We start from the raw sequence: 26,988 nt of genomic DNA, 5'->3' as shown, positions 1-26,988 counted from the left end.
GCCGCCCGGAGGAGGGCCGGGTGGCGAATGAATGACTCCATTCACATAATGGAGGGGTGTTCGACGAGATGTGGGGTGCCATCGAGCACCTCGGACGCGACGACCGGACCCGGGGCTACCTGCGCGACGCCTGGTCACCCGCCGACCTGGAGCTGAGGGAGTGGTTCCGGCAGGAGGCCGCCCGGCGCGGCCTGGACCTGCGAGAGGACCGCAACGGCAACCTGTGGGCCTGGTGGGGCGATCCGTCGGCCAGGCCCGGCGTGGTCACCGGCAGCCACCTCGACTCGGTGCGGCAGGGCGGCGCCTTCGACGGCCCCCTCGGGGTCGTCTCGGCCTTCGCCGCGCTCGACGAGCTCGCCGCGAAGGGGTTCGAGCCGGCCAGGCCGCTGGGGGTCGCCTGCTTCACCGACGAGGAGGGCGCCAGGTTCGGCGTGCCGTGCATGGGCTCCCGGCTGCTCACCGGGGTGCTCGATCCGGACCGCGCCCGCGGCCTGACCGACGACGGGGGCGACTCCATGGCCGAGGTGCTCCGCCGGGCCGGGCGCGATCCCGGCGCGCTCGGCCGGGACGACGAGACCCTCGGGCACGTGGGCGTCTTCGTGGAACTCCACGTGGAGCAGGGCCGGGGGCTCGTCCACGAGGGCGCCCCGGTCGGCGTGGCGGGCACGATCTGGCCGCACGGCCGCTGGCGGTTCGACTTCCGCGGCCGGGCCGACCACGCGGGCACCACGCGGCTGGAGGACCGCGACGACCCCATGCTGCCGTTCGCCCGCACCGTGCTGCGCGCCCGCGAGCTGGCCGAGCGCGGCGGCGTGGTCGCCACCTTCGGCAAGCTCCGCGTCTCGCCCGGCAACGCGAACGCCGTCCCCGGCCTGGTCAGCGCCTGGCTCGACGCCCGGGGCGGGGACGAGGCCGCGGTCCGGGCGCTGGTCGCCGAGCTGACCGCGTTCTCCGGCGCGGAGGTGGCGGGCGAGTCGTGGACCCCGGCCGTCTGCTTCGACGCCGTCCTGCGCGACCGGCTGGCCCTGGTCGCCGCGCGGGCGCTCGCCCGCCGTACGGCGGCGCCGGGCGCGGCGGACGGGGCCGTGACCCCGGTGCCGGTGCTGGCGACCGGGGCCGGGCACGACGCCGGGATCCTCGCCGCGGCGGGGGTTCCCAGCGCGATGGTGTTCGTTCGCAATCCAACGGGCATCTCTCACTCTCCGGAAGAACACGCGGAGGCGTCCGACTGCCATCGGGGGGTCGCCGCCCTCGCCGCCGTCTTGGAGGACCTGTGCCAGAGCTGACCTACTGGTGCGAGCTGGCCTGGCTGCCGCCGGGCGAGGCGGTCGCGGGCGTCCTCGTCGAGATCGAGGGCTCCCGGATCGCCGCGATCACGCCCGGCGTGGCCGGGCCGCCGCCGGGCGCGACGCGGCTGGCCGGGCTCACCCTGCCCGGGCTCGCCAACGCCCACTCCCACGCCTTCCACCGCGCGCTGCGCGGCGTGACCCAGGCCGAGCAGGGCAGCTTCTGGACCTGGCGTGAGCGGATGTACGGCGTGGCCGGGGCGCTCGACCCCGACTCCTACCACCGGCTGGCGACGGCGGCCTTCGCCGAGATGGCGCTGGCCGGGATCACCTGCGTCGGCGAGTTCCACTACCTGCACCACACGCCGGACGGCACGCCGTACGACGACCCGAACGCCATGGGCCACGCGCTCGTGGCGGCGGCGCGGGAGGCTGGGCTGCGGATCGCGCTGCTGGACGCCTGCTACCTGACCGGCGGGGTCGGCGAGCCGCTCGGCGGGGTCCAGCTCCGCTTCGGCGACGGCGACGCCGAGCGGTGGGCCGTGCGGGCCGAGGCGCTCGCCGCCGCCTACGCCGGGCAGCCCGACGTGGAGGCCGGCGCGGCCGTGCACTCGGTCCGCGCGGTCCCGGCCGAGCACCTGGCCACGGTCGCGGCCTTCTCCCACCACCACGCGGCCCCGCTGCACGTCCACGTCTCCGAGCAGCGGGCGGAGAACGCCTCCTGCCTGGAACGCTACTCCGCGACCCCCGTCCAGGTCCTGCACGAGCACGGCGTGCTGGGTCCCCGCTCGACCGCGGTGCACGCCACGCACGTCTCCGAGGTGGACGTCGCGCTGCTCGGCCAGTCCAGGACGTACGTGTGCATGTGCCCGACCACCGAGCGCGACCTGGCCGACGGGATCGGCCCGGCCCGGGCGATGCACGAGGCCGGCTCGCCGGTCACGCTCGGCTCCGACAGCCACGCGGTCGTCGACCTGTTCGAGGAGGCCCGCGCGGTCGAGCTGGACGAGCGGCTGGCGAGCGAGCGGCGCGGCCACTGGCGGGCCGCGGAGCTGCTCCAGGCCGCCACCGCCGCCGGCCACGCCTCGCTGGGCTTCCCCGACGCGGGCACGCTCTGCCCGGGGGCCTGGGCCGACCTGGTCTCGGTCCGGCTCGACTCGGTCCGCACCGCGGGCGGCGGCCCGGCCGCCGAGACCGTGGTCTTCGCCGCCACCGCCGCCGACGTGCACTCCGTGGTCTCGGGCGGGCGCCAGGTGGTCGCCGAGGGCCGCCACGTCCTGGGCGACGTGGGCGCGCTGCTCGCCGAGGCGGTCGCCGAGGCGCGCCGGGAGCGGGTATGACGGCGGAGCAGGACACCGGGACGGCCCCCGCAGAGCGACGGGACCGTCCGCGCGGCGGACGAGGAGCGGGGAAGCGCCGATGAGCACGCTGTTCGACCGGATCGGCCTGCTGTACACCGGCGATCCCGGGCGGGAGGAGATCGAGCACGCCGCCCTGGTCGTCGAGGACGGCCGGGTGGTGTGGACCGGCCCGTCCGGGGACGACCCGGGCGCGGACGAGCGGGTGGACGTCGACGGGCGCTGCGTGGTCCCCGGGTTCGTGGACAGCCACGCCCACCTGGTCTTCGCCGGTGACCGCACCGCGGAGTTCACCGCGCGCATGTCGGGGGAGCGCTACACCGCGGGGGGCATCCGCACCACGGTCGAGGCGACCCGCGCGGCCAGCGACGCCCTCCTCGCGGCGCGGACCGCGGCCCTGGTCGCCGAGATGCTCGCCCAGGGCACCACCACGGTCGAGATCAAGAGCGGGTACGGCCTCACGGTCGCCGACGAGCGGCGCTGCCTGGAGATCGCCCGGGGCTTCACCGAGGAGACGACCTACCTCGGCGCGCACGTCGTGCCCCCGGACGTGCCCTCCGCCGACGACTACGTCCGCACGGTCACCGGGGAGATGCTGTCGGCCTGCGCGCCGTACGCCCGGTGGGTGGACGTCTTCTGCGAGCGCGGCGCGTTCGACGCCGACCAGACCAGGGAGATCCTGTCCGCCGGGATCAAGGCCGGGCTGCTCCCGCGCGTGCACGCCAACCAGCTCGGCCACGGGCCCGGCGTGCAGCTCGCGGCCGAGCTGGGCGCCGCCTCCGCCGACCACTGCACCCACCTGACCGAGGCCGACGTCGAGGCGCTGGCCTCCGCCGGGGTGGTGGCCACCCTGCTGCCGGGCGCGGAGTTCTCCACCCGCTCGCCGTACCCGGACGCCCGCAGGCTGCTGGACGCGGGGGTGACCGTCGCGCTGGCCACCGACTGCAACCCGGGGTCCTCCTTCACCTCCTCCATGCCGTTCTGCCTCGCGCTGGCCGTACGGGAGATGGGCATGACGCCGCTGGAGGCGATCAGGGCCGCCACGCGCGGCGGGGCCTGGGCGCTGCGCCGCACCGACGTGGGCACGCTCCGGCCGGGGTCCCGGGGCGACCTGGTGATCCTGGAGGCGCCGTCCTACGTCCATCTCGCCTACCGGCCCGGGGTACCGCTGGTGACGCAGGTCTGGAAGGAGGGCCGCCGCCTCGTCTGAGACGATTTCCGCCGTTTCTCCGAATTCCGTCCGGCCCGGAGTCATCCTCCTTGAGGAGGAGAACGAAACCGTTCTGCGGGCGTAGTTCTTTAGGGAATCTTTGCCCTGGCCCGGGCGTTGATTGGGCAAGCGACGTGTCCGTGCGCGCGGGGCCTTGGGCGAGCGGGCGGGCACGTCATAAGCAGGCGGAACGAGGTGCCATCGAATGGCAAGGCCGACGGGGAATCGTACGCAGGACCAGCATGTCTCGGACCGGGACCTGCTCGGGACCTACCTGGCCGAGATCGGGCGGGTCCCCCTGCTGACCGCGGAGGAGGAGGTCGAGCTCGCGAAGCGGATCGAGGCCGGCCTCTTCGCGGAGCAGTTGCTGGACGGGGGGGCGACGGAGCCGCGGATCGCGGACGCCGCCGACGAGGAGCTCGAACGACTGGCCGTTTCGGGACAGCGGGCCAAGGATGAGTTCATCCAGGCCAATCTACGTCTTGTGGTGGCGGTCGCGCGCAAATACTCCGGGCGGGGAATGCCGCTCATCGACCTGGTCCAGGAGGGGAATCTGGGGCTGGTGCGCGCGGTGGAGAAATTCGACTACCGGCGGGGTTACAAGTTCTCCACCTATGCCACGTGGTGGATCCGCCAGTCGGTGGGGCGCGCCATCCACGAGCAGGCCCGCCCGGTCCGGCTGCCCACCCACGCGGGCGAGCAGATGACCCGGCTGATGCGGGTCCGCAGGGACATGCTGGCCGAGTTCGACACCGAGCCGACCGACGCCGACCTGGCGGCGGTGCTGGAGCTGCCGATCGAGCGGGTCCGCGAGCTGCGCCGCTGGGCGTCCGACCCGGTCTCCCTCCAGCTCGGCGTGGGCGACGAGGACGAGACCGAGCTCGGTGACATGATCGCCGACGAGACGTGGGCCGACCCCGAGCAGCAGGCCATGGAGATCCTGGAGCGCGAGCGCCTGGAGCAGTGGCTGACCGGGCTGGAGGGGCAGACCCGCGAGATGCTCCGCTGGCGCTACGGCCTGATGGACGGCCGCGAGCACACCCTCACCGAGGTCGGCGAGCGCTACGGCATCGGCCGCGACCGCGCCCGCCGCATCGAGCGCGACGCCCTGGCCCGCCTGCGCAGGATGGCCACGGCCGCCTGACATCCCCGCTGCGGCGTTCGCCGGTACGGCCCTCCTCGGAGGGCCGTTCGTCGTTTCCGGGCCCGTCCCGGCGTGTCGCCCGCGTTCCGCACCCGATGTGCGGCCGGGGCCTCCGGTGGGGGCGGGCCGTACGGCGGGCCGATTCCGGTCATCGGATTCCCGAGGGTCCACCCGTCCGAAACAAGGCTGAAACACCGTCCCGCCGAGATTCACAGATGCGAAACACGCAAGGTCGTGCCCCGAAACCACGGAGGAACACGCTGTGGCGCACGGGAGAGGACGCCGGGCCGGAAAGGCCGGAGACGCGTGGGTGCGGATCCGGGCGCGGCACGGCGGACCCGCCCCGGCAGGAACGTCAGTGCGCGGCCGGTCGAAGGAGCCCTGGAAGCGCCCACTGCGACTGTGCAACCGGCCACACGCCAATCGGAAGGAGGGTCGCGTCGAATGAAGATCGATAGCGGCTCCACTGCCTGGATGCTCGTGAGCACCGCGCTCGTGCTGCTCATGACCCCGGGCCTCGCGTTCTTCTACGGGGGAATGACCAGGGCCAAGAGCGTCCTGAACATGATGATGATGTCGTTCGCCAGCATCATCACCGTGACGATCACCTGGGTGCTCTTCGGGTACTCGCTCGCGTTCGACACGGTCGGCGAGGGCGACGGCTTCCTCAACAAGATCGTCGGAGGGCTCGACAACATCGGGCTGATGGGCGTCAACGAGGCCGCCTACAACGACACCTTCCCGATGATGGTCTTCTCCGCCTTCCAGCTGACCTTCGCCATCATCACCGTCGCGCTGATCAGCGGCGCGATCGCCGACCGCGCCAAGTTCGGCGCCTGGGTGCTCTTCAGCATCGTCTGGGCCTCGATCGTGTACTTCCCCGTCGCGCACTGGGTGTGGGGCGGCGGCTGGCTGACCCAGCTCGGCATCGAGGACTTCGCGGGCGGCACGGTCGTGCACATCAACGCCGGAGCCGCGGCCCTGGCGCTGGCGCTGGTGCTCGGCAAGCGCGCCGGCTGGGGCAAGGAGCCGATGCGCCCGCACAACCTGACCCTGGTGCTGCTCGGCGCGGGCCTGCTCTGGTTCGGCTGGTTCGGCTTCAACGCCGGTTCGGAGCTGGCCGCGGACGCCACCGCCGGTCTGGCGTTCATGAACACCCAGATCGCCACCGCCGTCGCGGCGGGCGCCTGGCTCATCGTGGAGAAGTTCCGCGACGGCCACGCCACCTCGCTGGGCGTCGCCTCCGGCGCGGTCGCCGGTCTGGTCGCCATCACCCCGGCCTGCGGTTTCGTGGACCCCTGGGCGGCGATGGTGATCGGCCTGCTCGCCGGCGCCGCCTGCGCCTACGCGGTCGGCCTGAAGCACAAGCTGGGCTACGACGACTCGCTCGACGTGGTGGGCGTGCACCTGGTCGGCGGCGTCATCGGCGCCGTGGCCCTCGGCTTCGTCGCGGCCTACCCCTTCCTGGACGGCCAGAACAAGGGCCTGTTCTACGGCGGCGGCTGGACCCAGCTCGGCCTGCAGGTCCTCGGCCCGGTCGCGGTCGGGGCCTACTCCTTCATCGTGACGTACATCCTCGGCAAGATCATCGACAAGACGATGGGCTTCCGCATCACGCAGGAGGAGGAGGTCGCGGGCATCGACATCACCACGCACGCCGAGACCGGGTACGACCTGGGCACCTTCCACGCCTCGGGCGTGGCGGCCCCCAACGGCTCGGTGGCGGCCCCGGCAGGTAAGAAGGTTGAGGCATGAGACTCATCACCGCGGTCATCAAGCCCTTCAAGCTCGATGACGTGAAGGCGGCCCTGGAGCAGTTCGGGGTCAAGGGAATGACGGTCAGCGAGGCCAGCGGGTACGGCCGCCAGCGCGGTCACACCGAGGTCTACCGGGGCGCCGAGTACCAGGTGGACCTGGTCCCCAAGGTCCGGCTCGAGGTGCTCGCCGAGGAGGACGACGCCGAGGACGTGATCGACGTCATCGTCAAGGCGGCGCAGACCGGCAAGATCGGTGACGGCAAGGTCTGGTCCGTCCCGGTGGACACCGTGATCCGGGTCCGCACCGGAGAGCGCGGACCCGAGGCGCTCTGACCGGTGAGAGGCGACCGGTGAGAGGCGACACCCGCTCGTACGCCGCGGCCCGCAAGGAGCGGGCCGCGGACGTCGACCGCTGGCTGACGGACCTGCTCCGGACCGCCTGCGGCACGCCGTACGGGCGCGACGGGGGAACGAGGGGAACGGACGAGCGCGGCGCCCTGAGCGGGGTCGCGCTCGTCGCGGTCGGCAGCCTGGGGCGTTCGGAGCTCGCCCCGGGCAGTGACCTGGACCTGGTCCTGCTCCACGACGGCCGCGGCGGTGGCGACGGTGTCGCCCGCGTCGCCGACCGGATCTGGTACCCGGTCTGGGACTCCGGCATCGGCCTGGACCACTCGGTGCGGACCGTGGACGAGGCCGCCAAGGTCGCGCGGGAGGACCTCAAGGCGGTGCTCGGGCTGATCCAGGCCCGGCACGTGGCGGGGGACCCCGAACTGACCCGGGCCGCGCGCGAGACCGTGCTCTCCGAGTGGCGGGCCGACTCCCGCCGCCGCCTGGCGGAGCTGCGCGAGGCCGCGGACCGGCGCACCGAGAGCAGCGGGGAGCTGGCCTTCCTGCTCGAACCCGACCTGCGGGACGCACGCGGCGGCCTGCGCGACGTCCAGGCGATGCAGGCCGTGGCCGCGGCCTGGGTCGCCTCGGCCCCCGGTCCCCGGGTCCGCGAGGCCTACGAGCTCCTGCTCGACATCAGGCACGCCCTGCACCTGGTGACCGCCCGCGGCGCCGACCGGCTGGTCCTGCAGGAGCAGGAGGCGGTCGCCGGGGCGCTGGGCCTGCTCGACGCCGAGACGCTCATGCGCAGGCTCGCCGAGGCCGGCCGGACGGTCGCGCACGCCTACGGCGCCACCTGGCGCACCGTGGACCGGCTGCTGTCCGGCCCCGCCCCGAGGGGCCGGCGCCCGCTCGCCGACGGCGTCGTCGAGCACGGCGGCGAGGTCGTGCTCGCCCGCGGCGTCGACCCCCGCAAGGACCCCGTGCTCGTGCTCCGCGCGGCCGCCGCCGCCGCCGAGGCGGGGCTGCCGCTCGCCCCCGCCACCGTGAACACCCTGGCGGCCCAGTCGCCCCCGCTCCCGGTGCCCTGGCCGGACGAGGCGCGGGACGCGCTGGTGGCGCTGCTCGGGGCCGGGCGCGCGGCGGTTCCGGTCTGGGAGGAACTGGACCAGGCGGGTGTGCTGGTCCGGCTGCTGCCCGACTGGGAACGGGTACGGCACCGCCCGCAGCGCAACCCGGTGCACCGCTACACCGTCGACCGCCACCTGATCGAGACCGCGGCCGGAGCCGCCGCGTCCACCCGCGAGGTCTCCCGCCCCGACCTGCTGCTCATCTCCGCGCTCCTGCACGACGTCGGCAAGGGCTACCCCGGCGACCACTCCACCACCGGTGCCGTCGTCGCCCGCGACATCGCCACCCGGATGGGCCTGCCCCCGGCGGACGTGGAGACCGTGGAGACCGTGGTCCGCCACCACCTGCTGCTCCCCGAGACCGCCACCCGCCGCGACCTCGACGACCCGGTGACGATCTCCCGGGTGGCCGAGGCGGTCGGCTCGCGGGAGGTCCTGGAACTGCTCGCCGCCCTGGCCGTCGCCGACGGCAACGCCACCGGGCCCGCCGCCTGGAACTCCTGGAAGGCCTCGCTGGTCGCCGACCTGGTGCGCCGTACGCGCTCGGTGCTGGCCGGCACCCCGCTCCCGCCCGCGCCCTCCCTCTCCGCCGGGCAGGCCTCCCTGGCCCGGCACGGCGGCGGCGCCATCCGCGTCAACGGGGGAGCGGTCACCGTGGTCGCGCCCGACCGGGCGGGGCTGCTCTGGCACGCGGCCGGGGTCCTCGCCGCCCACCGGATGGTGGTGCGGTCCGCCTCGGCGGCCTCCGCGGGGTCCACCGCGGTGATCGAGTTCTCGGTCGTCCCGGAGTACGGCACGCCGCCCGACCCGGCGACCCTCGAAGCGGATCTGCGTCTCGTCCTCGCCGGCCGCCTCGACATCGAGCAGCGCCTGGCCCGCAGGACCCGTTCCCTGCGACCGCCGCGGGTGCCGGTCGCACCGCCCCGGGTGACCCTGGTGGACGACGCGTCCCACACGGCTACCGTGATAGAAGTACGCGTTCACGACCGACCGGGGCTATTGTGGCGAATCGGCAGAGCTTTTGGCGAATGTGGTCTTGACGTACGCGCCGCGCGCGTTGAGACTCTCGGCGCAGAGGCGGTGGACGTCTTCTACGTGGTCGACAGGGCGGGACGTCCGCTGACGGACGAGGCCCAGCGTGCACAGGTGCGTGATCAGGTGCTGGCGGCGTTGCGATAACCATCGGAAACCAGTCTCTCGTCACCTTTGTAACGATTAAGTCCGGTTTGTCGGTTATGTCGGTTCTGTCCCGTGAGGGTGTGGTCTGATGATGACCACTTATGTCGTGACGGTGAAGGGTAGCGAGAGCGGTGACGACGGGACCTACCGATAGCGAGCACGCATCGGTGCGCGACCGCGGCAAGCGGCCTGCCGCCCGATTCGGTTTGCGCAACTGGCGTGTGCGGTCGCGCCTTACGGCACTGATCCTGGTGCCGACCGCGGTGGGCGTCGTGCTCGCCGGAACACGTGTGGTCGCCTCCATCGACAGCGTCGCGGGGTACCAGCGCACGGAGTCCGCGGCGGAGTACGCCGGCCGCCTGCGCGATCTCGCGCAGGCCATGGGCCTGGAGCGGGACCGGGGCGCCTGGGCGGCTTTCCAGAGCACGAACAAGAGCCTGGTGACCAGTGCTCAGACGCAGCGCAAGACGGTCGACGACCTCCTGAAGAAGGTCCGGCTGGACCTGCAGGCGATCGACGACTCCTACGGCCCGCGAGCGGTCAAGGCCGCCCGGGACGCCGGATACCAGCTCGACAGCCTGGGCAGGAAGCGGGAGCTGCCGGGCACGACCCGTGCCGAGAGCTACAGCGACCTGATCAACCCGCTGCTCCGGCTGCACGAGGAGCTCTCGCTCGTCAGCGACGATCCGGAGATCATCGGCAACCTGCGCGGGCTCAGCGCGCTGGCCTACGCCAAGGAGGAGGTCTCCAAGGAGCGGGCCCGCCTGCTGGCCGGGTACTACGCGCCCCACCTGATCAACGACCAGGAGGTCGAGGAGTTCATCGCCTCCCGGTCCCGGCTGCAGGAGCGCACGACCGAGTTCGCCATCGAGGCGGGCGCGAGCAACGGCCAGCTGCTCAGCACCGCCCTCGTCGACGAGCGGGTGCACCGCGCCGAGCTGACCAAGTCCAAGGCGATCGCGCTCGCCGGCAGCGGAAACGCCGGAGGCCGCCTGCTGACCGACTTCAACGAGGTCAAGCAGTGGTTCAACGACAACGCGGTGGTCATCGAGCGGATGGGGAAGGTCGAGGACGAGGTCGCCGACGACGTGCTCACCCGCGCCCGTGATCTGGAGAGCACGGAGCAGCGCAGCGCGATCATCGCGGCCGGCCTGATCCTGGCCCTGCTGATCCTGGTCCTCGGCCTCACGGTCATCATCGCCCGTTCGATGGTCCTGCCGCTGCGCCGCCTGCGCATCGAGGCGCTGGACGTCGCGGGCTTCAAGCTCCCCGAGGTCGTGCGCCAGCTCCGGGTCTCCGGCGACACCCAGACGCCCGAGGTGGAGCCCATCTCGGTGGACAGCCGGGACGAGATCGGGGAGGTCGCCAAGGCCTTCGACGAGGTCCACCGGCAGGCCGTACGGCTCGCGGCCGAGGAGTCCGAGCTCCGCTCCAACATCAGCGCGATGTTCGTCAACCTCTCGCGGCGGACCCAGACCCTGGTGGAGCGGCAGATCTCGCTCATCGACGGTCTGGAGAAGGGCGAGCAGGACGGCGGCCGCCTGGCCGACCTGTTCAAGCTCGACCACCTGGCCACCCGCATGCGCCGCAACTCCGAGAACCTCCTGGTCCTCGCCGGCCACGAGCCGACCCGCAGGCGCAGCCAGCCGGCCAAGCTCGTCGACGTCGTCCGCGCCTCGCTGTCGGAGGTCGAGGACTACGAGCGGGTCCAGGTCAAGGTGCACCGCGCGATCTCGGTTGCCGGAAGCGCCGCCAACGACATCGTCCACCTGGTGGCCGAGCTGGTGGAGAACGCCATCCAGTTCTCCCCGCGGGCCAGCCAGGTCGTCGTCTCCAGCAGCATGATCGAGGGCGGCGGCGCGCTGCTCGCGGTCAGCGACGCGGGCATCGGCATGACCGGCGAGGAACTCGTCGAGACCAACCGGCGCCTCGCCGACCCGCCCGTCGTGGACGTGTCCGTGTCGCGGCGCATGGGACTGTTCGTGGTCGGCCGCCTGGCTCTGCGCCACGGCATCCGCGTCCAGCTCCGGCCGCAGGAGGCCGGAGGTCTGATCGCCATGGTCCTCTTCCCGCCGGAGCTCATCGTCGCGGCGGCCCAGCAGGTCCCGACCCCGTCGTGGGGGATCGAGCCGCCGGCCTCGCAGAACTCCTTCGGTCAGGGGTCCTTCGGGCAGAGCTCCTTCGCCGACGGGTCCCTCGGCCAGGGGGCTGCCGGTCAGAGCTCCTTCGGGCAGAGCTCCTTCGCCGACGCCTCCTTCGGTCAGGGGTCCTTCGGCCAGAGCTCTCTCGCCGACGGGTCCCTCGGTCAGGGGTCCTTCGGCCAGAGCTCCTTCGCCGACGCCTCCTTCGGCCAGAACTCGCTGCCGCCGGCGCCCTCCTTCGGCTCGGTCCCGGCCGAGCACCCGATTCCGGACCAGCGGCAGCCGTTCCCGGCCGCGCCCCTCGGCGCGCCCCCGGTCGGCGAGTCGACCCTGCCCAAGCGCCAGACCGGAGGGACGACCGGCGCCGGAGGCCCGGGCGCCCCCGCCGACGCCTCGGGCGGCGGCTTCTCCGCCTGGGGGCAGGTCTCCCACGACGATCCCGTCACCGCCTCGATGCCCGCGGTCGGGGTCTCCCCGCTCGAACCCGAGCAGGAGGAGTTCCTGCCGATCTTCGCCTCCGTCGAGTCGGCCTGGTTCCGCCGGGTGGAGGGCGCCGAGGAGCCGGAGGAGCTCGCGGAGGACTCCGGATGGGAGGACGAGCCCCTCGCCGCCGAGCCGGTCCTGCGCGAGCAGGACGAGGTCCCGGCCGAGGAGCCCACTCCCGCGGTGGGCGTCGCGGTCCACATGCCGGCCCTCGCGCCGGTCGAGGAGGCGGACCCCGCGCCGCTCAGGGAGCCGGTGCAGGCAAGGGCGAAGGCGCCGGTCCGTGAGCCGGAGAACTGGCGGACCCCGGCCGACGCCGGCTGGCAGGCCGCCCAGGCGGCCAGCGACCCCAGTCTCGGCGGGATCACCGCCGCAGGTCTGCCCAAGCGGACCCCCAAGGCCAACCTGGTGCCCGGCGCCGCCGCCAGCGTGCCGGTGACGCCGATGCCGCCCATCTCCGCCGAACGGGTGCGCAACAGGTTGTCGAGCCTTCAGGCGGGCGTGCGGCGGGGCCGTGCGGAACTATATGAGGACACCGCCAGAAACAGGGCGGAAAAGGAGGAGGGCCAGTGACTACTCTGAGCCATGAGGCGCGCAGGTTCGACTGGCTGATCACCGAGTTCGTCCGCGGCACTCCCGGTGTCGCGCACGCGGTGGTCGTGTCGGCCGACGGACTGCGGATCGCCAGCTCCGAGGGGTTCCCGGACGACCGGGCCGACCAGCTCGCCGCCGTCGCGGCCGGCCTGCTCAGCCTGACCGTGGGCGCGTCCCGCGTGTTCGAGGGCGGGGCCGTCACGCAGACGGTGGTCGAGATGGAGCGCGGCCTGCTGCTGGTCATGGCGATCAGCGACGGTTCGGTGCTCGCGGTGCTGGCCTCTCCCGAGTGCGACATGGGCCTGGTGGCGTACCAGATGACGCTGCTCGTGGACCGTGCCGGACAGGTGCTCACCCCGGCGCTCCGGGCCGAGCTGCAGTCCTCCCGGGGGCGCTGATGAGCAGGATCGCGGCGCAGCCCGCGCCCGCCCACCGGGCGGGCGCACCCCGTCACGCGTCCCCGGCTGCCGGACGAGGAGAGGGCCTTGCTGGGCGTTGACGGAACCGGGGACGAGGAGCCCCTGTTCCGTCCGTACGCGGTCACCGGCGGTCGCGCCGAGCCGCGCTATCACATGGCGATGGAGACGCTGGTCTCCTCCTCGTCCATCATGGACGAGGAGCTGGCCCTGCTCACCCCCGAGCAGGACGCCATCATCAGGCTCTGCCGTTCGTTCCGGTCGGTCGCCGAGATCTCGGCGCTGCTGAGGGTCCCGCTCGGCGTGGCCCGCGTGCTGGTGGCGGACATGGCGGACGAGGGTCTCGTCCGGCTCCACCAGCCGCGCCTCGACCAGGGACAACCGGATCTCAACATGCTCGAAAGGGTGCTCAGTGGACTTCGCAGGCTCTAACCGCGGCGGCCTGACGTCGACGAAGATCGTCGTCGCGGGCGGGTTCGGCGTCGGCAAGACCACATTCGTGGGCGCCGTGTCCGAGATCCTCCCGCTGACCACGGAAGCCGTCATGACGGAGGCGAGCTCGGGGGTCGACGACCTCGGTCTCACGCCGACCAAGACGACGACCACCGTCGCGATGGACTTCGGCCGCCTCTCCCTGGACCAGGACCTGATCCTGTACCTGTTCGGCACGCCCGGGCAGCACCGGTTCTGGTTCATGTGGGACGACCTGGTCCGCGGCGCCATCGGCGCGGTGGTCCTGATCGACACCCGCCGCCTGGCCGACGGCTTCCCGGCGATCGACTACTTCGAGGAGGCCAAGCTCCCGTTCGTGGTCGGCATCAACGGCTGGGACGGGCAGTTCCCGCACTCGGAGGAGGAGGTGCGGGAGGCTCTGGCGCTCGCCCCGCACGTCCCCATCGTCCGCACCGACGCCCGCTCCCGCGACTCGGTCAAGGCCACGCTCATCACGCTGGTCGAGCACGTCCTGCGGGTCCGCGCCGCCTACGGCATGTCGGTCTGACGGGGACGGAGCAGGCGGGGCCTGCCGGCGGGACCGGTCCCGCCGGCAGGCCCCGCCTCAGGCTCCCCTCCCCGCCTCGCCCTCGCTGCGCGCTTTCAGCGCCTCGCTGAGGCGGACGAAGGTCTTCTCGTACGTGGCGATCACCGGTGAGAGCAGGGGGACCAGCGCCCCCACCATGGTCTCGCGCTGGACGAGGGTGGTGCCGCCCCCGGCCGGACGGAGATCGAACTCGTGGACCGCCTGGAGGACCGCGGAGCCGACCACCCTCCACCGCCAGCTGAGCCGGCGTCCGGGTTCGGCTTCCAGGACGCGGGTCCTGGAGGTCATCGAGCGCCCGCCCTCGGTGACGGGCATGCGCAGCGCCAGGACGCCGCCGGGGACCAGGTCGCCCGCGGCTCCGGTGAACATCGGGTTCCACTCGGAGTAGCGGGAGAAGTCGGTGAGGACGCCCCAGACGTGCTCGGGGGGTGCCGCGATGTCGGTCGTCGAGATGAGCTGGCGCATTCGCACTCCCATGGTCGTCGGCGGGAAAAGTCAAGATCACTTTAGGTGGCGGTCCCCGGCCGCCCGGGCGCCGGGCCGCGCCGCGGGACGGCTCACCCGGCGTGGCGGTGGAACTCGACCGGTTCGGGGGGCAGGGGGGCGGCGCCGGTGATGAGGTCGGCGGCCTTCTCCGCCAGCATCATCACCGGGGCGTAGATGTTGCCGTTCGTGACGTACGGCATGGCGGAGGCGTCCACCACGCGCAGGCCCTCGACGCCGTGGACCCGCATCGTCGCCGGGTCCACCACGGACATCTCATCGGTGCCCATCCGGCAGGTGCACGAGGGATGCAGGGCGGTCTCGCCGTCGCGGGCGACCCAGTCGAGGATCTGCTCGTCGGTCTCCACGGCCGGGCCGGGAGAGATCTCGCCCCCGCTGAACCCGGCGAAGGCCGGCTGGGAGAGGATCTCCCTGGCCTTGCGGACCGCCTCGACCCACTCGCGGCGGTCCTGCGCGGTGGACAGGTAGTTGAAGCGCAGGGCGGGCTTGTCCCGGGGGTCGGCGCTCCGGATCCGCACGCTGCCGCGCGAGTCGGAGTACATCGGGCCGACGTGGACCTGGTAGCCGTGGCCGGTGGCCGGTGCCGAGCCGTCGTAGCGGATCGCGATCGGCAGGAAGTGGAACATCAGGTTCGGGTAGGCCACCTCGTCGTTGGAGCGGATGAAGCCGCCGGCCTCGAAGTGGTTGCTCGCCCCCGGTCCCGAGCGGCGCAGCAGCCAGTCCGCTCCGATGAGCGGCCGCCGCCACCTCGCCAGCGCCGGCGCCATGGAGACGGGCTCGACGCAGGCGTGCTGGACGTAGACCTCCAGGTGGTCCTGGAGGTTCTCGCCCACCCCCGGCAGGTGGTGGACGACCTCGATGCCCAGCCCTTTGAGCAGGTCCGCGTCGCCGACGCCGGACAGCTGCAGGAGCTGCGGGGAGTTGATCGCGCCGCCGCAGAGGATCACCTCGCCCGCGCGGACGCGCTCTCCGCCGAACTCGACGCCGACCGCCCGCCTCCCCTGGAAGACGACCTTCGAGACGTGGGTCCGGGTCCGCACGGTGAGGTTGGGGCGGTCCATCACCGGGTGCAGGTAGGCGCGGGCGGCGCTCAGCCGGCGGCCCCGGTGGAGGTTGCGGTCGAAGGCGGCGAAGCCCTCCTGGCGGAAGCCGTTCACGTCGTCGGTGAGGGGGTGCCCGGCCTGCTGCACCGCCGCGAAGAACGCCTCGAACAGCGGACCCCTCGCCGGGCCCCGCTCCAGTGTCAGCGGCCCGCCGCGCCCGCGGAAGCCGGTGCCGGGGTCGGCCAGGCAGTTCTCCATGCGCTTGAAGTACGGCAGGCAGTGGGCGTAGTCCCAGGCCTCCATGCCGGGGTCGGCCGCCCAGCGCTCGTAGTCCAGCGGGTTGCCGCGCTGGAAGATCATGCCGTTGATGCTGCTGGAGCCGCCGAGCACCTTGCCGCGGGCGTGGTAGACGCGGCGGCCGTTCATGTGGGGCTCGGGCTCGGACTCGTACTTCCAGTCGTAGAACCGGTTGCCGATGGGGAACATCAGCGCGGCCGGCATGTGGATGAACACGTCCCACCGGTAGTCGGCCCGGCCCGCCTCCAGGACCAGGACCCGGACCGACGGGTCGGCGCTCAGCCGGTTGGCCAGGGCGCAACCGGCGGAGCCGCCGCCGACGATGACGTAGTCGTAGCTCACCTGGGCACCCAGTCCTTCCAGACGATCTCGTTGGCCTCGATCCACTCGGCGGCCGCCTCCTGCGCGCTGAGGCCGTCGTCGGCGATGCCGCCCGCGACGGCGTTCTGCTGGTCGTTCGTCCAGGCGAAGTTGCGCACCAGCTCGTAGGCCCTGCCGCCGGTGTCGGCGAACCTCCTGCTCACGATCTTGTCGAGCAGGTAGGGCGGGTAGTCGCAGGCGACCTTCTTCGCGTCGGCGTCGCAGCCGATCGCGTAGGGCGGAAGGTTGATCTTGACGAGTTTCAGCCGGGTGAACAGCCACTGCGGCTCGTAGAAGTACATGAGCAGCGGTTCGCGCCGTTCGGTGGCGCGTATCGCCGCCTTTATCAGCGCGTCCTCGCCGCCCGAGTAGACGACCTTGTAGTCGAGCCCGAGATTGCGCACGAGAGCCTCGTCGTTGGTGACATAGGAGGGGTCGCCGTCGAGGAGCTGACCCGAATCGCCGCTTTTGGATGTCCGGAACAGGTGGGCGTATTTATTGAGATTCCGCCAGTCGGTGATGTCTGGATATTTCTCGACCATCCACTGGGGGACATACCACCCGATAATGCCCTTGTTTCCGTTCCTGCCCGCGGAGACCGCGACCTTCTTCTCCTCGATGTAGGTTTTCTTCTCCGCCTCGCGGCCCCAGTTCTCCACGATGACGTCCACGGTGCCCTTCTCCAGGCCCTCCCAGGACTGGGCCTCGTTGAGCTTCACCGTCTCCACCTCGTAGCCGAGCTCCTTCTCCAGGAGCGCGCCGAGGACCGCGGCGCTGGCCTCGTAGCCGACCCACGGGTTGACGGCGATCCGCACGGTGCCGCCGGTCCGCTCCGGAGCGGGCTCCTGCCCGCCGCACGAGGTGAGCAGGAGCAGCGCCGCGAGACCCGCGGCGAAGGTGGTGCCACGTCTCATCAGCTACCTCCAGGGTGGAGGCCGGGGCCCGAGGCCGCCGCCGGGGCGCCGCCGGGACCACTGCCGTGGTCACCGCCGGGACGCCGCCGCGGTCGCGGGAGCCGTACGGCCTCCGGGAGGGCCCGGCGGGCGGCGCACCGCCCGCCGGGCCGGGTCACGTTACTTCGGGATCCAGGCGGCCCAGACCGTCGGATTGGCGTCGACCCACTTCTTGGCGGCGTCCTCGGCGGACATGCCGTTGTTGGTGATGTCGTTGGCCACGGCGTTCTGGTGCTCGTTGGTCCAGCTGAAGTTCTTGACCAGCTCGTAGGCCTTGCCGCCGGTGTCGGCGAACTTCTTGCTCACGATCTTGTCGAGGTCCAGCTCGGCGTAGTCGCAGGCGACCTTCTTGGGGTCGGCGTCGCAGCCCTCGGTGTACGGCGGCAGGCTGACCCGGGCCAGCTCGACCTTGTTGAACAGCCAGTGCGGGTCCCAGAAGTAGAACAGCAGCGGCTTCCTCTGCTGCTGGGCCTGGGTGGCGGACTCGATCAGGGCGGCCTCGCTGCCGCCGACGACGACCTTGTAGTCCAGCTTCAGGTTCTCGATGATCGCTTTCTCGTTGCTCACGTAGGAGGGGTCGCCGAAGAGCAGCTGCCCCTTGTCCCCGGACTCGGAGGTCCTGAACAGCTCGGCGTACTTGTTCAGGTTCCTGTAGTCGGTGATGCCGGGGTACTCGTCGGTCATCCACTTGGGGATGTACCAGCCGATGACTCCCTTGTTCCCGGTGGAGCCCGCCTCGACGGCGACCTTCTTCTCCTCGACGAAGGTCTTCTTCAGGTCCTCGTGGCCCCAGTTCTCCACGATGACGTCGACGTCGCCGGTCTCGAAGCCCTCCCAGGAGACCTGCTCCGCGAGCTCCTTCTTCTCGACGGTGTAGCCGAGCTTCTCCTCCAGGAGATGGGTGATCACCGCGGCGCTGGCCTCGTAGCCGGCCCACGGGTTGACGGCGATCTTCACGGTGCCGCCTCCGGCGGGCGCCGACGATCCGGCGGCGCCCGCGGACGGCTGCGCGGGACCGGTGCCGGTGTCCACCGTGGCGCCGCCGCAGCCGGCGGCGGCCAGCCCCAGCGCGAGCACGCCGGCGAGCAGCCGGATCCGGTGTGCGATCCTCATGCGATCCTCTTCTTTCCGGTGGTGGTTCGGGGGGAGGGGCGCGCGCCGGCGCCCTGCGTGATCCGGTCGAGCATGATGCCGAGCAGCACCGTGGCCACCCCGGCGGCGAAGCCCATGCCGAAGTCGGCGCGCTGCGAGAACCCGGAGACGACGTCGTAGCCGAGGCCGCCCGCGCCGACCAGCCCGCCGACCACGACCATGGCGAGCGTCATGACGATGCCCTGGTTGGCGGCGAGCAGGATCGCCCGGCGGGCCATCGGCAGCCGTACCTTCCACAGCAGCTGCCATCCGGTGGACCCGCACGAGAGCGCGGCCTCGACCGCGGCCGGGGAGACGTTCCTGACCCCGTCCTCGACCAGGCGGATGACCGGGGGCACCGCGTAGATCACCGAGGCGAAGACGGCGGTGAACCGGGTCGCGCCGAACAGCGCCAGCGCGGGCAGCAGGTAGACGAAGGCGGGCATGGTCTGCGCGGCGTCGAGCAGCGGGCGCTGCACGGCGGCGAACCGCGGGGAGCGGGCCGCCGCGATGCCGAGCAGCACCCCGGCGAGCAGGGTCAGCGCCACCGCCACGAGCACGGTGGTGAGCGTCTCCATGGTGTGCTGCCACAGGCCGATCAGGGCGGTGGCGAGCAGGCAGCCCACGGCGACGGCGGCGGGCCGGGGTCCGCCGGTCCGCCACGCGACCGCGAGCACGACCGCCGCGACGAGCCACCAGGGTGCGCTGGTGAGCACGGTCTGCAGCGGGTTGAGCAGTGCCTCTGTGGTGAGGTTCCGGACCGCCTCGGTCAGGTCGTACCAGGAGAACGTGACGGCGTCGACGGCCTCGTTCACCGGCCCGGCGAGGCGGAGCACCAGGCCGGCGGGGAACTCCTCGGGCAGCGCGCGGCCCAGCGCGGGGCCCCCGAGCGCCACCGCGGCCGCGCAGAGCCACCGGAGGCGGGAGGCGGACAGGGCCCGGGCCTTCCCCGGCCGCGCGGCGCCGTACGGCGGGCGGGCCGCGGCGGAGGAGGTCACCCGGTCGAGCACGATCGCCATGACCACGATGGCCAGGCCCGCCGGGAGCATCACGCCCACGTCGGCCCGGGTCAGCCCCCGGATGATGTCCGAGCCCAGGCCGGGGGCGGCGATCAGCGCCGCGATCACCACCATGGACAGCGCCATCATGATGGTCTGGTTGACGGCCAGGCCGATCGTGGCCCGCGCCATCGGCAGCTCGACCTTGCGCAGGGTCTGCCCCCGGGTCGCGCCCAGTGAGACGGAGGCCTCGACGGCGGAGGGGGAGACCTGCCGGATCGCGAGCGCGGTGATGCGGATCGCGGGCGGGACCGAGTAGATCATCGTGGCGACCGCGGCCGAGGCGGGCCCGATCTGGAAGAACAGCACCATCGGCGCCAGGTAGGCGAAGGTGGGCATGATCTGCATGACGTCGAGGACCGGGTCGAGCAGGCGGCGCAGGCGCGCGGAGTGGCCCGCCAGGATCCCCAGCGGCAGGCCGGCGGCCAGGGAGAGCAGGACCGCGGTGAGCACGAGCGCGAGCGTGGTGACGCTCGCCTCCCACACGCCCAGGACCCCGAACGAGCCGAACCCCAGGGCGGTGAGCAGCCCGGTCCGCCACCCGCCGGCCAGCAGGCCGATCCCGGTCGCGATCCCGCTCAGGCCCGCCCAGCCGGGGGCGGTCAGCACGGTCAGGAGCACGTCGTAGAGGCCGCCGACGAACAGGCGCACGTAGTTGACGAAGAACAGGAAGACCGGGCTCTGGTTGCGGTTGGCGTCCGCCCAGGCCCGCACGTCGCCGATGATCCGGAAAGGGGCGGCCTCCGGGTCGTGGGGCAGGGTCGCGGTCCCCCGGAAGGCGAGGTAGGCGGCGGTCGCCGCGGCGGCCCCCGCGAGCAGGGGCGCCCAGGGCGGCAGCCGTACGGCCCGGCGGGGGAGGGGCGGCGGGGACGCCTGGACGGGCGGGGCGGGGGGCGCGTGGGAGGTCATGACCCGGCTCCGGACGCCGGCCCGCCCGGCGAGGGGCGCTGCGGAGGTACGGCGGGCACGGGCGGGCGCCCGGCCATGGCGGCGAGGATGTCGAGGCGGTCGACCACGCCGGTCGGCTCGCCGTCCTCGACGACGCGGATGGGGCGGGCGGACTCCAGCGCGGCGGGGACCGCGTCGCGGATGATCGTCCCGGCGGGCAGCACGGGGCCGTCGAGGCGCTCGCCGGGGGCCGGGGCCCGGCGGATCCAGCGCAGCGAGAGGACCTCGCCCCTGGGCACGTCCCTGACGAAGTCCGCCACGTAGTCGTCGGCGGGGGCGCCGACCAGCTCCTCGGCGGTGCCGACCTGGACGATCGAGCCCGCCCGCATGATCGCGATGCGCTCGCCCAGCTTGAGCGCCTCGGACAGGTCGTGGGTGATGAACACCATGGTCTTGCCCACCTCGCGGTGGAGCCGGACGACCTCGGCCTGCATGTCGCGGCGGATCAGCGGGTCCAGCGCGCTGAACGGCTCGTCGAACAGCAGCACCTCGGGGTCGACGGCCAGGGCCCTGGCCAGGCCGACCCGCTGCTGCATGCCGCCGGAGAGCTCGTCCGGCCTGGCCTCGGCGAAGCCGTCCAGGCCGACCAGGGAGAGGATCTCCCGCGCCCGCTCGTGCCGCCCGGCCCGGGGCACGCCCTGGACCTCCAGCCCGTAGGCGACGTTGTCGACGACCTTGCGGTGCGGCAGGAGGCCGAAGTGCTGGAAGACCATGCTGACCCGGTGCCGGCGCAGTTCCCTGAGCCGGGAGGGGGAGGCGGCGCGCACGTCCTCGCCGGAGATCGAGATCTCCCCCGCCGTCGGTTCGATGAGCCGGGTCAGGCAGCGGACCAGGGTCGACTTGCCGCTGCCCGACAGGCCCATCACGACGAACACCTCGCCGGGCCGTACGGCGAAGCCCACGTCCCTGACGGCGGCGACGCACCCGGTCTTCTCCCGCAGCGCGTCGGGGCCGAGCGCGGCGTCGGGGCCGCCGAGGACGCGGTCCGCGCGGGGGCCGAAGATCTTCCACAGGCCACGGACCTCGATCGCGGCGCCGTCGGGTGAGGTCCCGTCGGGTGAGGCCACTGGCTTCCTCCATGGTTCGGCGCCCGGATTCCGTGAGGGTACGGGCGCAGGGGGAACGATATGGCGGTTTGCTCCGGAATAACAATGCTGTGATCTTCCGGAGACCACCGCGCTTCTGTTGTGTTACGCCGGAGGCCGGATATGGAACGGTGTAAACGGTCATAAAGGTATTGAAAATACGTAACCGGATATTCGGTCATCCGAATTGAAAGTTCAATCGTAAATTGGAGCTCCAGGTTCTCGCCTCGCTCGAGGTATCAGGAGGCATTTGTATGACTATGGTCGGTGTTCTTCACTGGTGAAGGTGTGCTCGAATCGTCGTCAGGTACGGCTAATTCGGCCAGAGAGTTCACACCGAGGGGCAGCGTTCGGTGAGTGTTCGGTGAGTACAGACTCGGTGAGTGCAGATACGGCCCGCGACGCGGGCGGCACGGCCGGCGCCCGGGACGCGGGCAGCGGCCTGCGCCTGCGCAACTGGCGGGTGCGGTCCAGACTGGTCGCGCTCATCCTGGTCCCGACCGCCGCCGCCGTGCTGCTCGGCGGCGTCCAGGTCGTCGCGTCGATGAGCGCGGCCGCCGGCTACCAGCGGGTCAACGACCTGGCCCGGCTCTCGGACCGGATCGGCGCCCTCACCCACGAGCTGGCCGAGGAGCGCGATCGCACCGCCTGGTTCATCATCCTGGGCCGCCCGGAGCGCGGCGTGAAGGGGGTGCGCGACCAGATGGACGAGGTGGACGCCGCCGCCGTCCCCGTCCGCGACGGCGGCGGCCGGCTCAGGGACGCGGTGGGCGGCCGCACCGGGGACGAGGTCGAGGCCGCGCTCGCCCGCCTGGACGACCTGGCCCCGCTGCGCCGTCAGGCGCTGGAGGAGGGGCTGCTGCCGGACGCCGCCGTCGACGCCTACACCCTCGTGATCGCCGATCTCCTCTCCCTCCACGACGAACTCGGCAAGGGCAGCTCCGACGACCGGCTCTTCGGCCGGTCGCTCACCCTCGACGCGCTGGCCCGCGCCAAGGAGAACCTCTCGCTCCAGCGGGCGCTGCTCTCCCTGGTGCTGGTCGCGGGCCGGTTCGAGCAGGACCAGATGGAGCGCTTCCTCGGCGCGCTCGCCTCCGAGCAGAGCGAGCGCAGGGCCTTCGCGGCGGAGGCCGAGGCCGCCGACCGGCGCTTCTTCGACGAGACCGTCAACGGGCACAGCGCCGACCGGGCCGACTTCCTGCGGGAGCTGGTCCTGCTGCGGGCCTCCTCGGGAGCCCCGGTCAAGGGCCTGGACCTGGGGGAGAAGGACGACGCCGGGCAGTGGTACGAGGCGGTCTCGGTGACGATCGACCGGATGCGCGCGGTCGAGCAGCGGCACGCCCAGGGGATCGTCGCCCGGAGCCAGGAGCTCGGCGACGCCGAGCAGGGCCGGGCCCTGCTGGTCGCGGGCTCGGTGGCCGGGCTGCTGCTGGCCGTGCTGCTGATCACCACCGGGGTGGCGCGCTCGCTGGTCAGGCCGCTGCGGCGGCTGCGCAGGGAGGCGCTGGAGGTGGCCGGGAAGCGGCTGCCCGCCTACGTCCAGCGGGTGCGGGAGTCGTCGGGAGAGGGCGAGCCCGCCGCGGAGGTGCCGCCGATCGGGATCCTCTCCCGCGACGAGATCGGCGAGGTGGCGCGGGCGTTCGACGAGGTCCACCGCGAGGCCGTACGGCTGGCGGGCGACGAGGCCAGGCTGCGCACCACGGTCAACGCGATGTTCGTCAACCTCTCCCGCCGGAGCCAGACCCTGGTGGAGCGCCAGCTCACCCTGGTGGAGCGGCTGGAGCGCGGCGAGCGCGACGACGACCGCCTGGCCGACCTGTTCAAGCTCGACCACCTGGCCACCCGCATGCGCCGCAACAGCGAGAACCTGCTCGTCCTCGCCGGGCAGGAGGTGGCGCGGCGCTGGCGCAGGCCCGTCGAGGTGATGGACGTCGTCCGGGCCGCCCTGTCGGAGGTGGAGAACTACGACCGGGTGGTCACCCGGATCCAGTCGGAGGTGGCCGTCGCGGGCCCGGCGGTGAGCGACGTGGTGCACCTGCTGGCCGAACTGGTGGAGAACGCCGTCGCGTTCTCTCCGGGGGAGAGCAGGGTCGTGGTCTCCAGCAGCCGGATCGACGGCGGCGGCGTGATGATCTCGGTGACCGACCAGGGCATCGGGATGACCCCGGCCGAGCTCGCCGAGGTCAACGCGCGCCTGACCGCACCGCAGCCCGCCGACGCCTCGGTGGCCCGCCGGATGGGCCTGTTCGTGGTCGGCCGGCTGGCGCTCAAGCACGGCATCCGGGTCCAGCTCCGCCCCCAGGACTCCGGCCTGACCGCCATGGTCCTGCTCCCCGAGGCGCTCCTCGCCCCCCTGCCCGGCGCGGCCGTCCCCGGTCCCGGCGTCCCCGGCCCCCCCGGTTCCGTGTTCGGCGCGGCGCCCGGCTCCCCCTTCACGAGCGGGCCGTCGTTCCAGGGAGCACCGGCCCCCGCCCCCTTCGCGGCTCCGGCCGCCCCCGCCCCTTTCGCGGCTCCGGCCGCCCCCGCCCCCTTCGCCGTTCCCCCCGCAGCGCGGGCCGTACCGCCGCAGGCCGCACCGCCCGGCTCGACCGGCCCCGGCGTATGGGACCCGGCCGCCCGTCCCGGAGCCCGGGGCGGAGACCGTCCCACCCCTCCCTCCGGGCCGTTCGACCGCTCCGCGGCGGTCCCGCGCGGGGAACCGGGGCCGCCCGGCCGTTCCGCCGCCGTCCCTCCCGGGGAGCTCGGGCCGTTCGACCGCTTCATGACGGGCTCCCATGAGGTCGCCCGTCCGCCGGGGCGCTTTCCGGCCTCCGGTGAGGCGGCCGAGACCGGACCGCTGCCCAGGGTGGAGACCTCGGCGCTGGACTCCGGGGGCGAGTACCTGCCGATCTTCGCCTCGGTGGAGTCGGGCTGGTTCCGCACGGCCGGCCGCGCGGGCGGGGAGCCCGCCCCGGCCGGGGACGCCGCTCCGGACGGGCCCGGGAGCCCGCCGGCGGCGGGGGAGTCGTGGTCGTCCCCGGCGGACGGCGGGTGGCAGGCCGCGAGAGCCGCGAGCGATCCCTCCTATGGCGGCCTGACCTCTTCCGGACTGCCGCGGCGCACTCCCAAGGCCAACCTGGTCCCCGGCTCGGTGGCCTCCGCAGGCCCGGCCCCGGCCGGACCCGGGCCGCATGCCCCGGCCGGACCCGGGCCGCATGCCCCGGCCGGACCCGGACCCGGGCCGCAGGCGCCCGCCCCGCCGCCGCGGCCCGCGCAGCCGATCTCGGCCGAGCGGGTGCGCAGCCGACTGTCGAGCTTCCAGCAGGGCGTGCGCCGGGCCCGCAACGAGCTCCCGAACCGGGAGAGCTGAGCCATGGCGGGCCCCTACTGGAACGACCCGCCGCCCGGGTACGGCGCGCCGTACGGGGAGCCGCGACAGGAGGAAGAGGAGAGCTCGCTGGTGCGGATGTACGCCGTCACCGGCGGCAGGACCGCGCCGCGCAGGCAGCTCGCGATGGAGGCGCTGGTCTCCTCGGCGACCTCCGGCGGCCTCGGCATGTCCTTCACCCGCGAGTACCGCGCGATCAGCGAGCTGTGCCGCCAGGTCCGCTCGGTCGCCGAGATCTCCGCCCTCCTCGGCGTCCCGCTCGGCGTCGCCCGGGTCCTGGTCTCCGACATGGAGGCCGAGGGCCTGGTCCGCGTCTACCATCCCCAGGTCCGCGAGAACGGCCCCGAGCTCGGCCTCCTCGAACGCGTCCTCAGCGGCCTGCGCCGCCTGTGACTCCCTCGGCGCTGACGGGAGCCGACGCGCCGCCGGGAGGTCGCTCGGGAGAATAAGATTTCGAGTGGAGAAGCCCACCCCGGCGAAGCGAAGGAGGCAGTGGGATGTCGGATGAGTCGAAGACGTTCAGCGAACTCCTCGCCCAGGCGGCGGAGCGTGACGGCTACAAGGTCGAATGGTACTCCGGGAAGATCGTGATGCAGGCGTCGGCGTCCGCCTTCCACAATCTGATCGTCAGCGAGACGATCCGGCAGATCCCGTCCGGAGAATGGTGGGCGTTGCCCGACATGGGGGTCGGAACCCCCGGTGACCACCGTGGCCCGCAGCCCGACATCGTGATCATCCCGGCTCGCAGCCTCGCCGATGACGAGAACCCGGTCCGCAAGGAGATCGTCGCCGCCGTCATCGAGGTCGTCTCGAAGAACACCCGCTCCGAGGATTACGGCGACAAGCCCGAGATGTACGCCTCGATGGAGATTCCCATCTACGTGATCATCGACAGAAGGTGCGAGACCGTACGGGTCTTCAGCGAGCCCGACGTCAACCGCTACACCCGCGAGAGCGTCAGCAACTTCGGCAAGCCGTTCACCCTTCCTGAGCCCGTGATGCTGACGATCGACACGGACGGCTACCCGGGCGCTCGCTGAAATCGCCGAGGGCGGTCCCGCAGGCCGATCAGGGGGCCGTACCGACCGGTGACCTGCGCCGTCTGTGACGTTGATCGGGGTCGTGCTTCGGTGGGGGCTTCTGCCGGGTTCATGGTCGTGGCACCGCCGCACCGGGTGCGGACCGTAGATGCGACCCTTTCGGTATCCTCCCGCGTTCCCGCCGACGCCGAAGCAATCAGTGCGGGTCCGGTGCAGGGCTGCTCGCCGTCGCCTGGCGGCCATGCTGGCCGGAAGGAGCGCAGGGCGGGCCGCCGTCGCCGGGCGGCCATCGGTGGCGGGAAGGAGCGCACGGCTGAGCACCGCAGGGCGTCACCACCCGCCCCCACCCCGGGACTTAGTCTCTCTTCATGCCTCCTCGCGCTCCTCGTGTCCAGTCGCCCCGGGTGAAGGAGCCGGTCGCGCCCAAGCTGCCCTCGTCGCTCTCCGCGGCGAGGGCTCCCGAGCATGACCTCGACGATGACGGGACGTACCGGTCGCTTGAGTTCAGGGGCCTGGACATGTCGTCCCGGCAGGCGGAGGCGGCCGATTTCGAAGGCTGCCGTTTCACCGACACGGGACTGTCCGGTACGGAGCTGCACCGGGCGGGTTTCTCCGATGTGGAACTGGAACGCTGCGACCTGTCGAACATGGTCGCCAGGACCTCGGCGATGCACCGTGCCCGGGTCTCCGCGAGCCGGTTGACCGGCATGTCCTGGTCGGGGTGCGCATTACGGGACGTGCTGTTCGACGGCTGCCGCGCGGACCTGGCGGGCTTCAGGTTCTCGACCTTCAAGGACGTCGTCTTCCGGGACTGCGTCATGCCGGAGGCGGACTTCCAGAACGCGGATCTGAGAGGGGTCCGGTTCGAGCGCTGCGACCTGACCGGCGCCCGGTTCTCAAGCGCCCGGATGGAGGGCGCCCGGTTCGCCGACTGCACGCTGCTGAGGATCAACGGCGTGACCGGTCTCAGGGGCGCGATCGTCAAAAGCCGGGACGCCCAGGGGTTGGTCTACAGCCTGGCGGGCGCGATGGGCATCACCGTCGAGGACTAGGGTCCGCCGACGGGCTCCCGGGCTCCGGCGCCCGCCGCGGCCCGGTCCGTGGGCGGGCGGTCCAGGCGGCGGTATCTGCCGGGGGC

Annotated in this window: 21 protein-coding genes; 15 read left to right on the top strand and 6 right to left on the bottom strand. The window is 72.7% G+C overall.

Going from position 1 to position 26,988, the window contains the following annotated elements; genetic code table 11:
* The first annotated feature begins 68 nt into the window (after positions 1 to 68).
* The 11 genes from FHS22_RS25315 to FHS22_RS25265 all read left to right on the top strand — a co-directional run bounded on the left by FHS22_RS25315 (position 69) and on the right by FHS22_RS25265 (position 14,025).
* A complete protein-coding gene (locus FHS22_RS25315; RefSeq protein ID WP_184945608.1) occupies positions 69 to 1,286 on the top strand; it encodes an allantoate amidohydrolase in 1,218 nt (405 codons plus the stop codon).
* The gene (locus tag FHS22_RS25310) at positions 1,274 to 2,626 is read left to right on the top strand and encodes a formimidoylglutamate deiminase (RefSeq protein WP_184945537.1); all 1,353 of its coding nucleotides are present in this window, start codon (positions 1,274 to 1,276) and stop codon (positions 2,624 to 2,626) included. The genes FHS22_RS25315 and FHS22_RS25310 overlap by 13 nt, the downstream gene beginning before the upstream one ends.
* Positions 2,627 to 2,705: 79 nt before the next feature.
* Positions 2,706 to 3,854 (top strand): imidazolonepropionase, encoded by a 1,149-nt coding sequence (gene hutI, locus FHS22_RS25305; RefSeq protein ID WP_184945535.1) that lies wholly within the window; start codon positions 2,706 to 2,708, stop codon positions 3,852 to 3,854.
* 205 nt (positions 3,855 to 4,059) lie between these two features.
* Positions 4,060 to 4,998, top strand: a complete 939-nt coding sequence (locus tag FHS22_RS25300) for a sigma-70 family RNA polymerase sigma factor (protein ID WP_184945533.1) — start codon at positions 4,060 to 4,062, stop codon at positions 4,996 to 4,998.
* A gap of 444 nt (positions 4,999 to 5,442) precedes the next feature.
* On the top strand, positions 5,443 to 6,753 hold the full coding sequence (locus FHS22_RS25295; RefSeq protein WP_184945531.1) for an ammonium transporter: 1,311 nt from the start codon (positions 5,443 to 5,445) through the stop codon (positions 6,751 to 6,753).
* Complete coding sequence (locus tag FHS22_RS25290; protein WP_184945529.1) at positions 6,750 to 7,088, top strand: P-II family nitrogen regulator; 339 nt, start codon at positions 6,750 to 6,752, stop codon at positions 7,086 to 7,088. The genes FHS22_RS25295 and FHS22_RS25290 overlap by 4 nt, the downstream gene beginning before the upstream one ends.
* Before the next feature lie 17 nt (positions 7,089 to 7,105).
* A complete protein-coding gene (locus FHS22_RS25285; protein WP_338047936.1) occupies positions 7,106 to 9,391 on the top strand; it encodes a [protein-PII] uridylyltransferase in 2,286 nt (761 codons plus the stop codon).
* Between the two features lie 251 nt (positions 9,392 to 9,642).
* The gene (locus FHS22_RS25280; protein WP_184945527.1) at positions 9,643 to 12,588 is read left to right on the top strand and encodes a nitrate- and nitrite sensing domain-containing protein; all 2,946 of its coding nucleotides are present in this window, start codon (positions 9,643 to 9,645) and stop codon (positions 12,586 to 12,588) included.
* Positions 12,585 to 13,007 (top strand): roadblock/LC7 domain-containing protein, encoded by a 423-nt coding sequence (locus tag FHS22_RS25275; protein WP_068921742.1) that lies wholly within the window; start codon positions 12,585 to 12,587, stop codon positions 13,005 to 13,007. Before FHS22_RS25280 ends, FHS22_RS25275 begins: the two co-directional genes overlap by 4 nt.
* A gap of 87 nt (positions 13,008 to 13,094) precedes the next feature.
* Complete coding sequence (locus FHS22_RS25270; protein ID WP_184945525.1) at positions 13,095 to 13,457, top strand: DUF742 domain-containing protein; 363 nt, start codon at positions 13,095 to 13,097, stop codon at positions 13,455 to 13,457.
* Positions 13,438 to 14,025, top strand: coding sequence for a GTP-binding protein (locus FHS22_RS25265; RefSeq protein ID WP_184945524.1), 588 nt, complete (start codon positions 13,438 to 13,440; stop codon positions 14,023 to 14,025). The genes FHS22_RS25270 and FHS22_RS25265 overlap by 20 nt, the downstream gene beginning before the upstream one ends.
* Before the next feature lie 57 nt (positions 14,026 to 14,082).
* Here the strand turns inward: FHS22_RS25265 and FHS22_RS25260 are convergent, their stop codons facing one another.
* From FHS22_RS25260 to FHS22_RS25235, 6 genes are all read right to left on the bottom strand, one after another.
* Entirely contained in the window at positions 14,083 to 14,529 is a 447-nt protein-coding gene (locus FHS22_RS25260) for an SRPBCC domain-containing protein (RefSeq protein WP_184945522.1), read from the bottom strand.
* Between the two features lie 92 nt (positions 14,530 to 14,621).
* Positions 14,622 to 16,250, bottom strand: coding sequence for a choline dehydrogenase (betA, locus tag FHS22_RS25255; protein WP_184945519.1), 1,629 nt, complete (start codon positions 16,248 to 16,250; stop codon positions 14,622 to 14,624).
* Positions 16,247 to 17,182: an ABC transporter substrate-binding protein gene (locus FHS22_RS25250; RefSeq protein ID WP_184945517.1), complete on the bottom strand. Its 936-nt coding sequence runs from the start codon at positions 17,180 to 17,182 to the stop codon at positions 16,247 to 16,249. Before FHS22_RS25250 ends, betA begins: the two co-directional genes overlap by 4 nt.
* Before the next feature lie 159 nt (positions 17,183 to 17,341).
* Positions 17,342 to 18,334, bottom strand: coding sequence for an ABC transporter substrate-binding protein (locus tag FHS22_RS25245; RefSeq protein WP_184945515.1), 993 nt, complete (start codon positions 18,332 to 18,334; stop codon positions 17,342 to 17,344).
* Positions 18,331 to 20,319 carry an ABC transporter permease gene (locus FHS22_RS25240; RefSeq protein WP_184945513.1) on the bottom strand — a complete coding sequence of 663 codons (1,989 nt, stop codon included), beginning with the start codon at positions 20,317 to 20,319 and terminating at the stop codon, positions 18,331 to 18,333. Before FHS22_RS25240 ends, FHS22_RS25245 begins: the two co-directional genes overlap by 4 nt.
* The gene (locus tag FHS22_RS25235) at positions 20,316 to 21,425 is read right to left on the bottom strand and encodes a quaternary amine ABC transporter ATP-binding protein (RefSeq protein ID WP_184945511.1); all 1,110 of its coding nucleotides are present in this window, start codon (positions 21,423 to 21,425) and stop codon (positions 20,316 to 20,318) included. Before FHS22_RS25235 ends, FHS22_RS25240 begins: the two co-directional genes overlap by 4 nt.
* Positions 21,426 to 21,822: 397 nt before the next feature.
* Here FHS22_RS25235 and FHS22_RS39020 point away from each other — a divergent pair, with 397 nt between their 5' ends.
* The 4 genes from FHS22_RS39020 (at position 21,823) to FHS22_RS25215 (ending at position 26,902) form a co-directional block, all read left to right on the top strand.
* Positions 21,823 to 24,792: a sensor histidine kinase gene (locus FHS22_RS39020; protein WP_338047935.1), complete on the top strand. Its 2,970-nt coding sequence runs from the start codon at positions 21,823 to 21,825 to the stop codon at positions 24,790 to 24,792.
* Positions 24,793 to 24,795: 3 nt separating this feature from the next.
* A complete protein-coding gene (locus tag FHS22_RS25225; RefSeq protein WP_184945509.1) occupies positions 24,796 to 25,203 on the top strand; it encodes a DUF742 domain-containing protein in 408 nt (135 codons plus the stop codon).
* Positions 25,204 to 25,307: 104 nt separating this feature from the next.
* Positions 25,308 to 25,850: a Uma2 family endonuclease gene (locus FHS22_RS25220; protein ID WP_184945507.1), complete on the top strand. Its 543-nt coding sequence runs from the start codon at positions 25,308 to 25,310 to the stop codon at positions 25,848 to 25,850.
* Positions 25,851 to 26,218: 368 nt separating this feature from the next.
* The gene (locus tag FHS22_RS25215; RefSeq protein ID WP_184945506.1) at positions 26,219 to 26,902 is read left to right on the top strand and encodes a pentapeptide repeat-containing protein; all 684 of its coding nucleotides are present in this window, start codon (positions 26,219 to 26,221) and stop codon (positions 26,900 to 26,902) included.
* The last annotated feature ends 86 nt before the right edge of the window (positions 26,903 to 26,988 follow it).

It is taken from the genome of Thiemannella venezuelensis, from assembly GCF_014203605.1.
Taxonomy (GTDB): domain Bacteria; phylum Actinomycetota; class Actinomycetes; order Streptosporangiales; family Streptosporangiaceae; genus Planomonospora_A; species Planomonospora_A venezuelensis.
The sequence above is the reverse complement of the archived record's forward strand: the minus strand, read 5'-3'. Positions and strand labels throughout refer to the sequence as shown.

What these genes read in the sequence shown, in the direction of transcription:
- FHS22_RS25315 (WP_184945608.1), top strand. Translation starts at nt 69, where the DNA reads ATGTGGGGTGCCATCGAGCACCTCGGACGCGACGACCGGACCCGGGGC.
- FHS22_RS25215 (WP_184945506.1), top strand. Translation starts at nt 26,219, where the DNA reads ATGCCTCCTCGCGCTCCTCGTGTCCAGTCGCCCCGGGTGAAGGAGCCG.
- FHS22_RS25300 (WP_184945533.1), top strand. Translation starts at nt 4,060, where the DNA reads ATGGCAAGGCCGACGGGGAATCGTACGCAGGACCAGCATGTCTCGGAC.
- FHS22_RS25260 (WP_184945522.1), bottom strand. Translation starts at nt 14,529, where the DNA reads ATGCGCCAGCTCATCTCGACGACCGACATCGCGGCACCCCCCGAGCAC.
- FHS22_RS25290 (WP_184945529.1), top strand. Translation starts at nt 6,750, where the DNA reads ATGAGACTCATCACCGCGGTCATCAAGCCCTTCAAGCTCGATGACGTG.
- FHS22_RS25225 (WP_184945509.1), top strand. Translation starts at nt 24,796, where the DNA reads ATGGCGGGCCCCTACTGGAACGACCCGCCGCCCGGGTACGGCGCGCCG.
- hutI (WP_184945535.1), top strand. Translation starts at nt 2,706, where the DNA reads ATGAGCACGCTGTTCGACCGGATCGGCCTGCTGTACACCGGCGATCCC.
- FHS22_RS25250 (WP_184945517.1), bottom strand. Translation starts at nt 17,182, where the DNA reads ATGAGACGTGGCACCACCTTCGCCGCGGGTCTCGCGGCGCTGCTCCTG.
- FHS22_RS25295 (WP_184945531.1), top strand. Translation starts at nt 5,443, where the DNA reads ATGAAGATCGATAGCGGCTCCACTGCCTGGATGCTCGTGAGCACCGCG.
- FHS22_RS25220 (WP_184945507.1), top strand. Translation starts at nt 25,308, where the DNA reads ATGTCGGATGAGTCGAAGACGTTCAGCGAACTCCTCGCCCAGGCGGCG.
- FHS22_RS25245 (WP_184945515.1), bottom strand. Translation starts at nt 18,334, where the DNA reads ATGAGGATCGCACACCGGATCCGGCTGCTCGCCGGCGTGCTCGCGCTG.
- FHS22_RS25240 (WP_184945513.1), bottom strand. Translation starts at nt 20,319, where the DNA reads ATGACCTCCCACGCGCCCCCCGCCCCGCCCGTCCAGGCGTCCCCGCCG.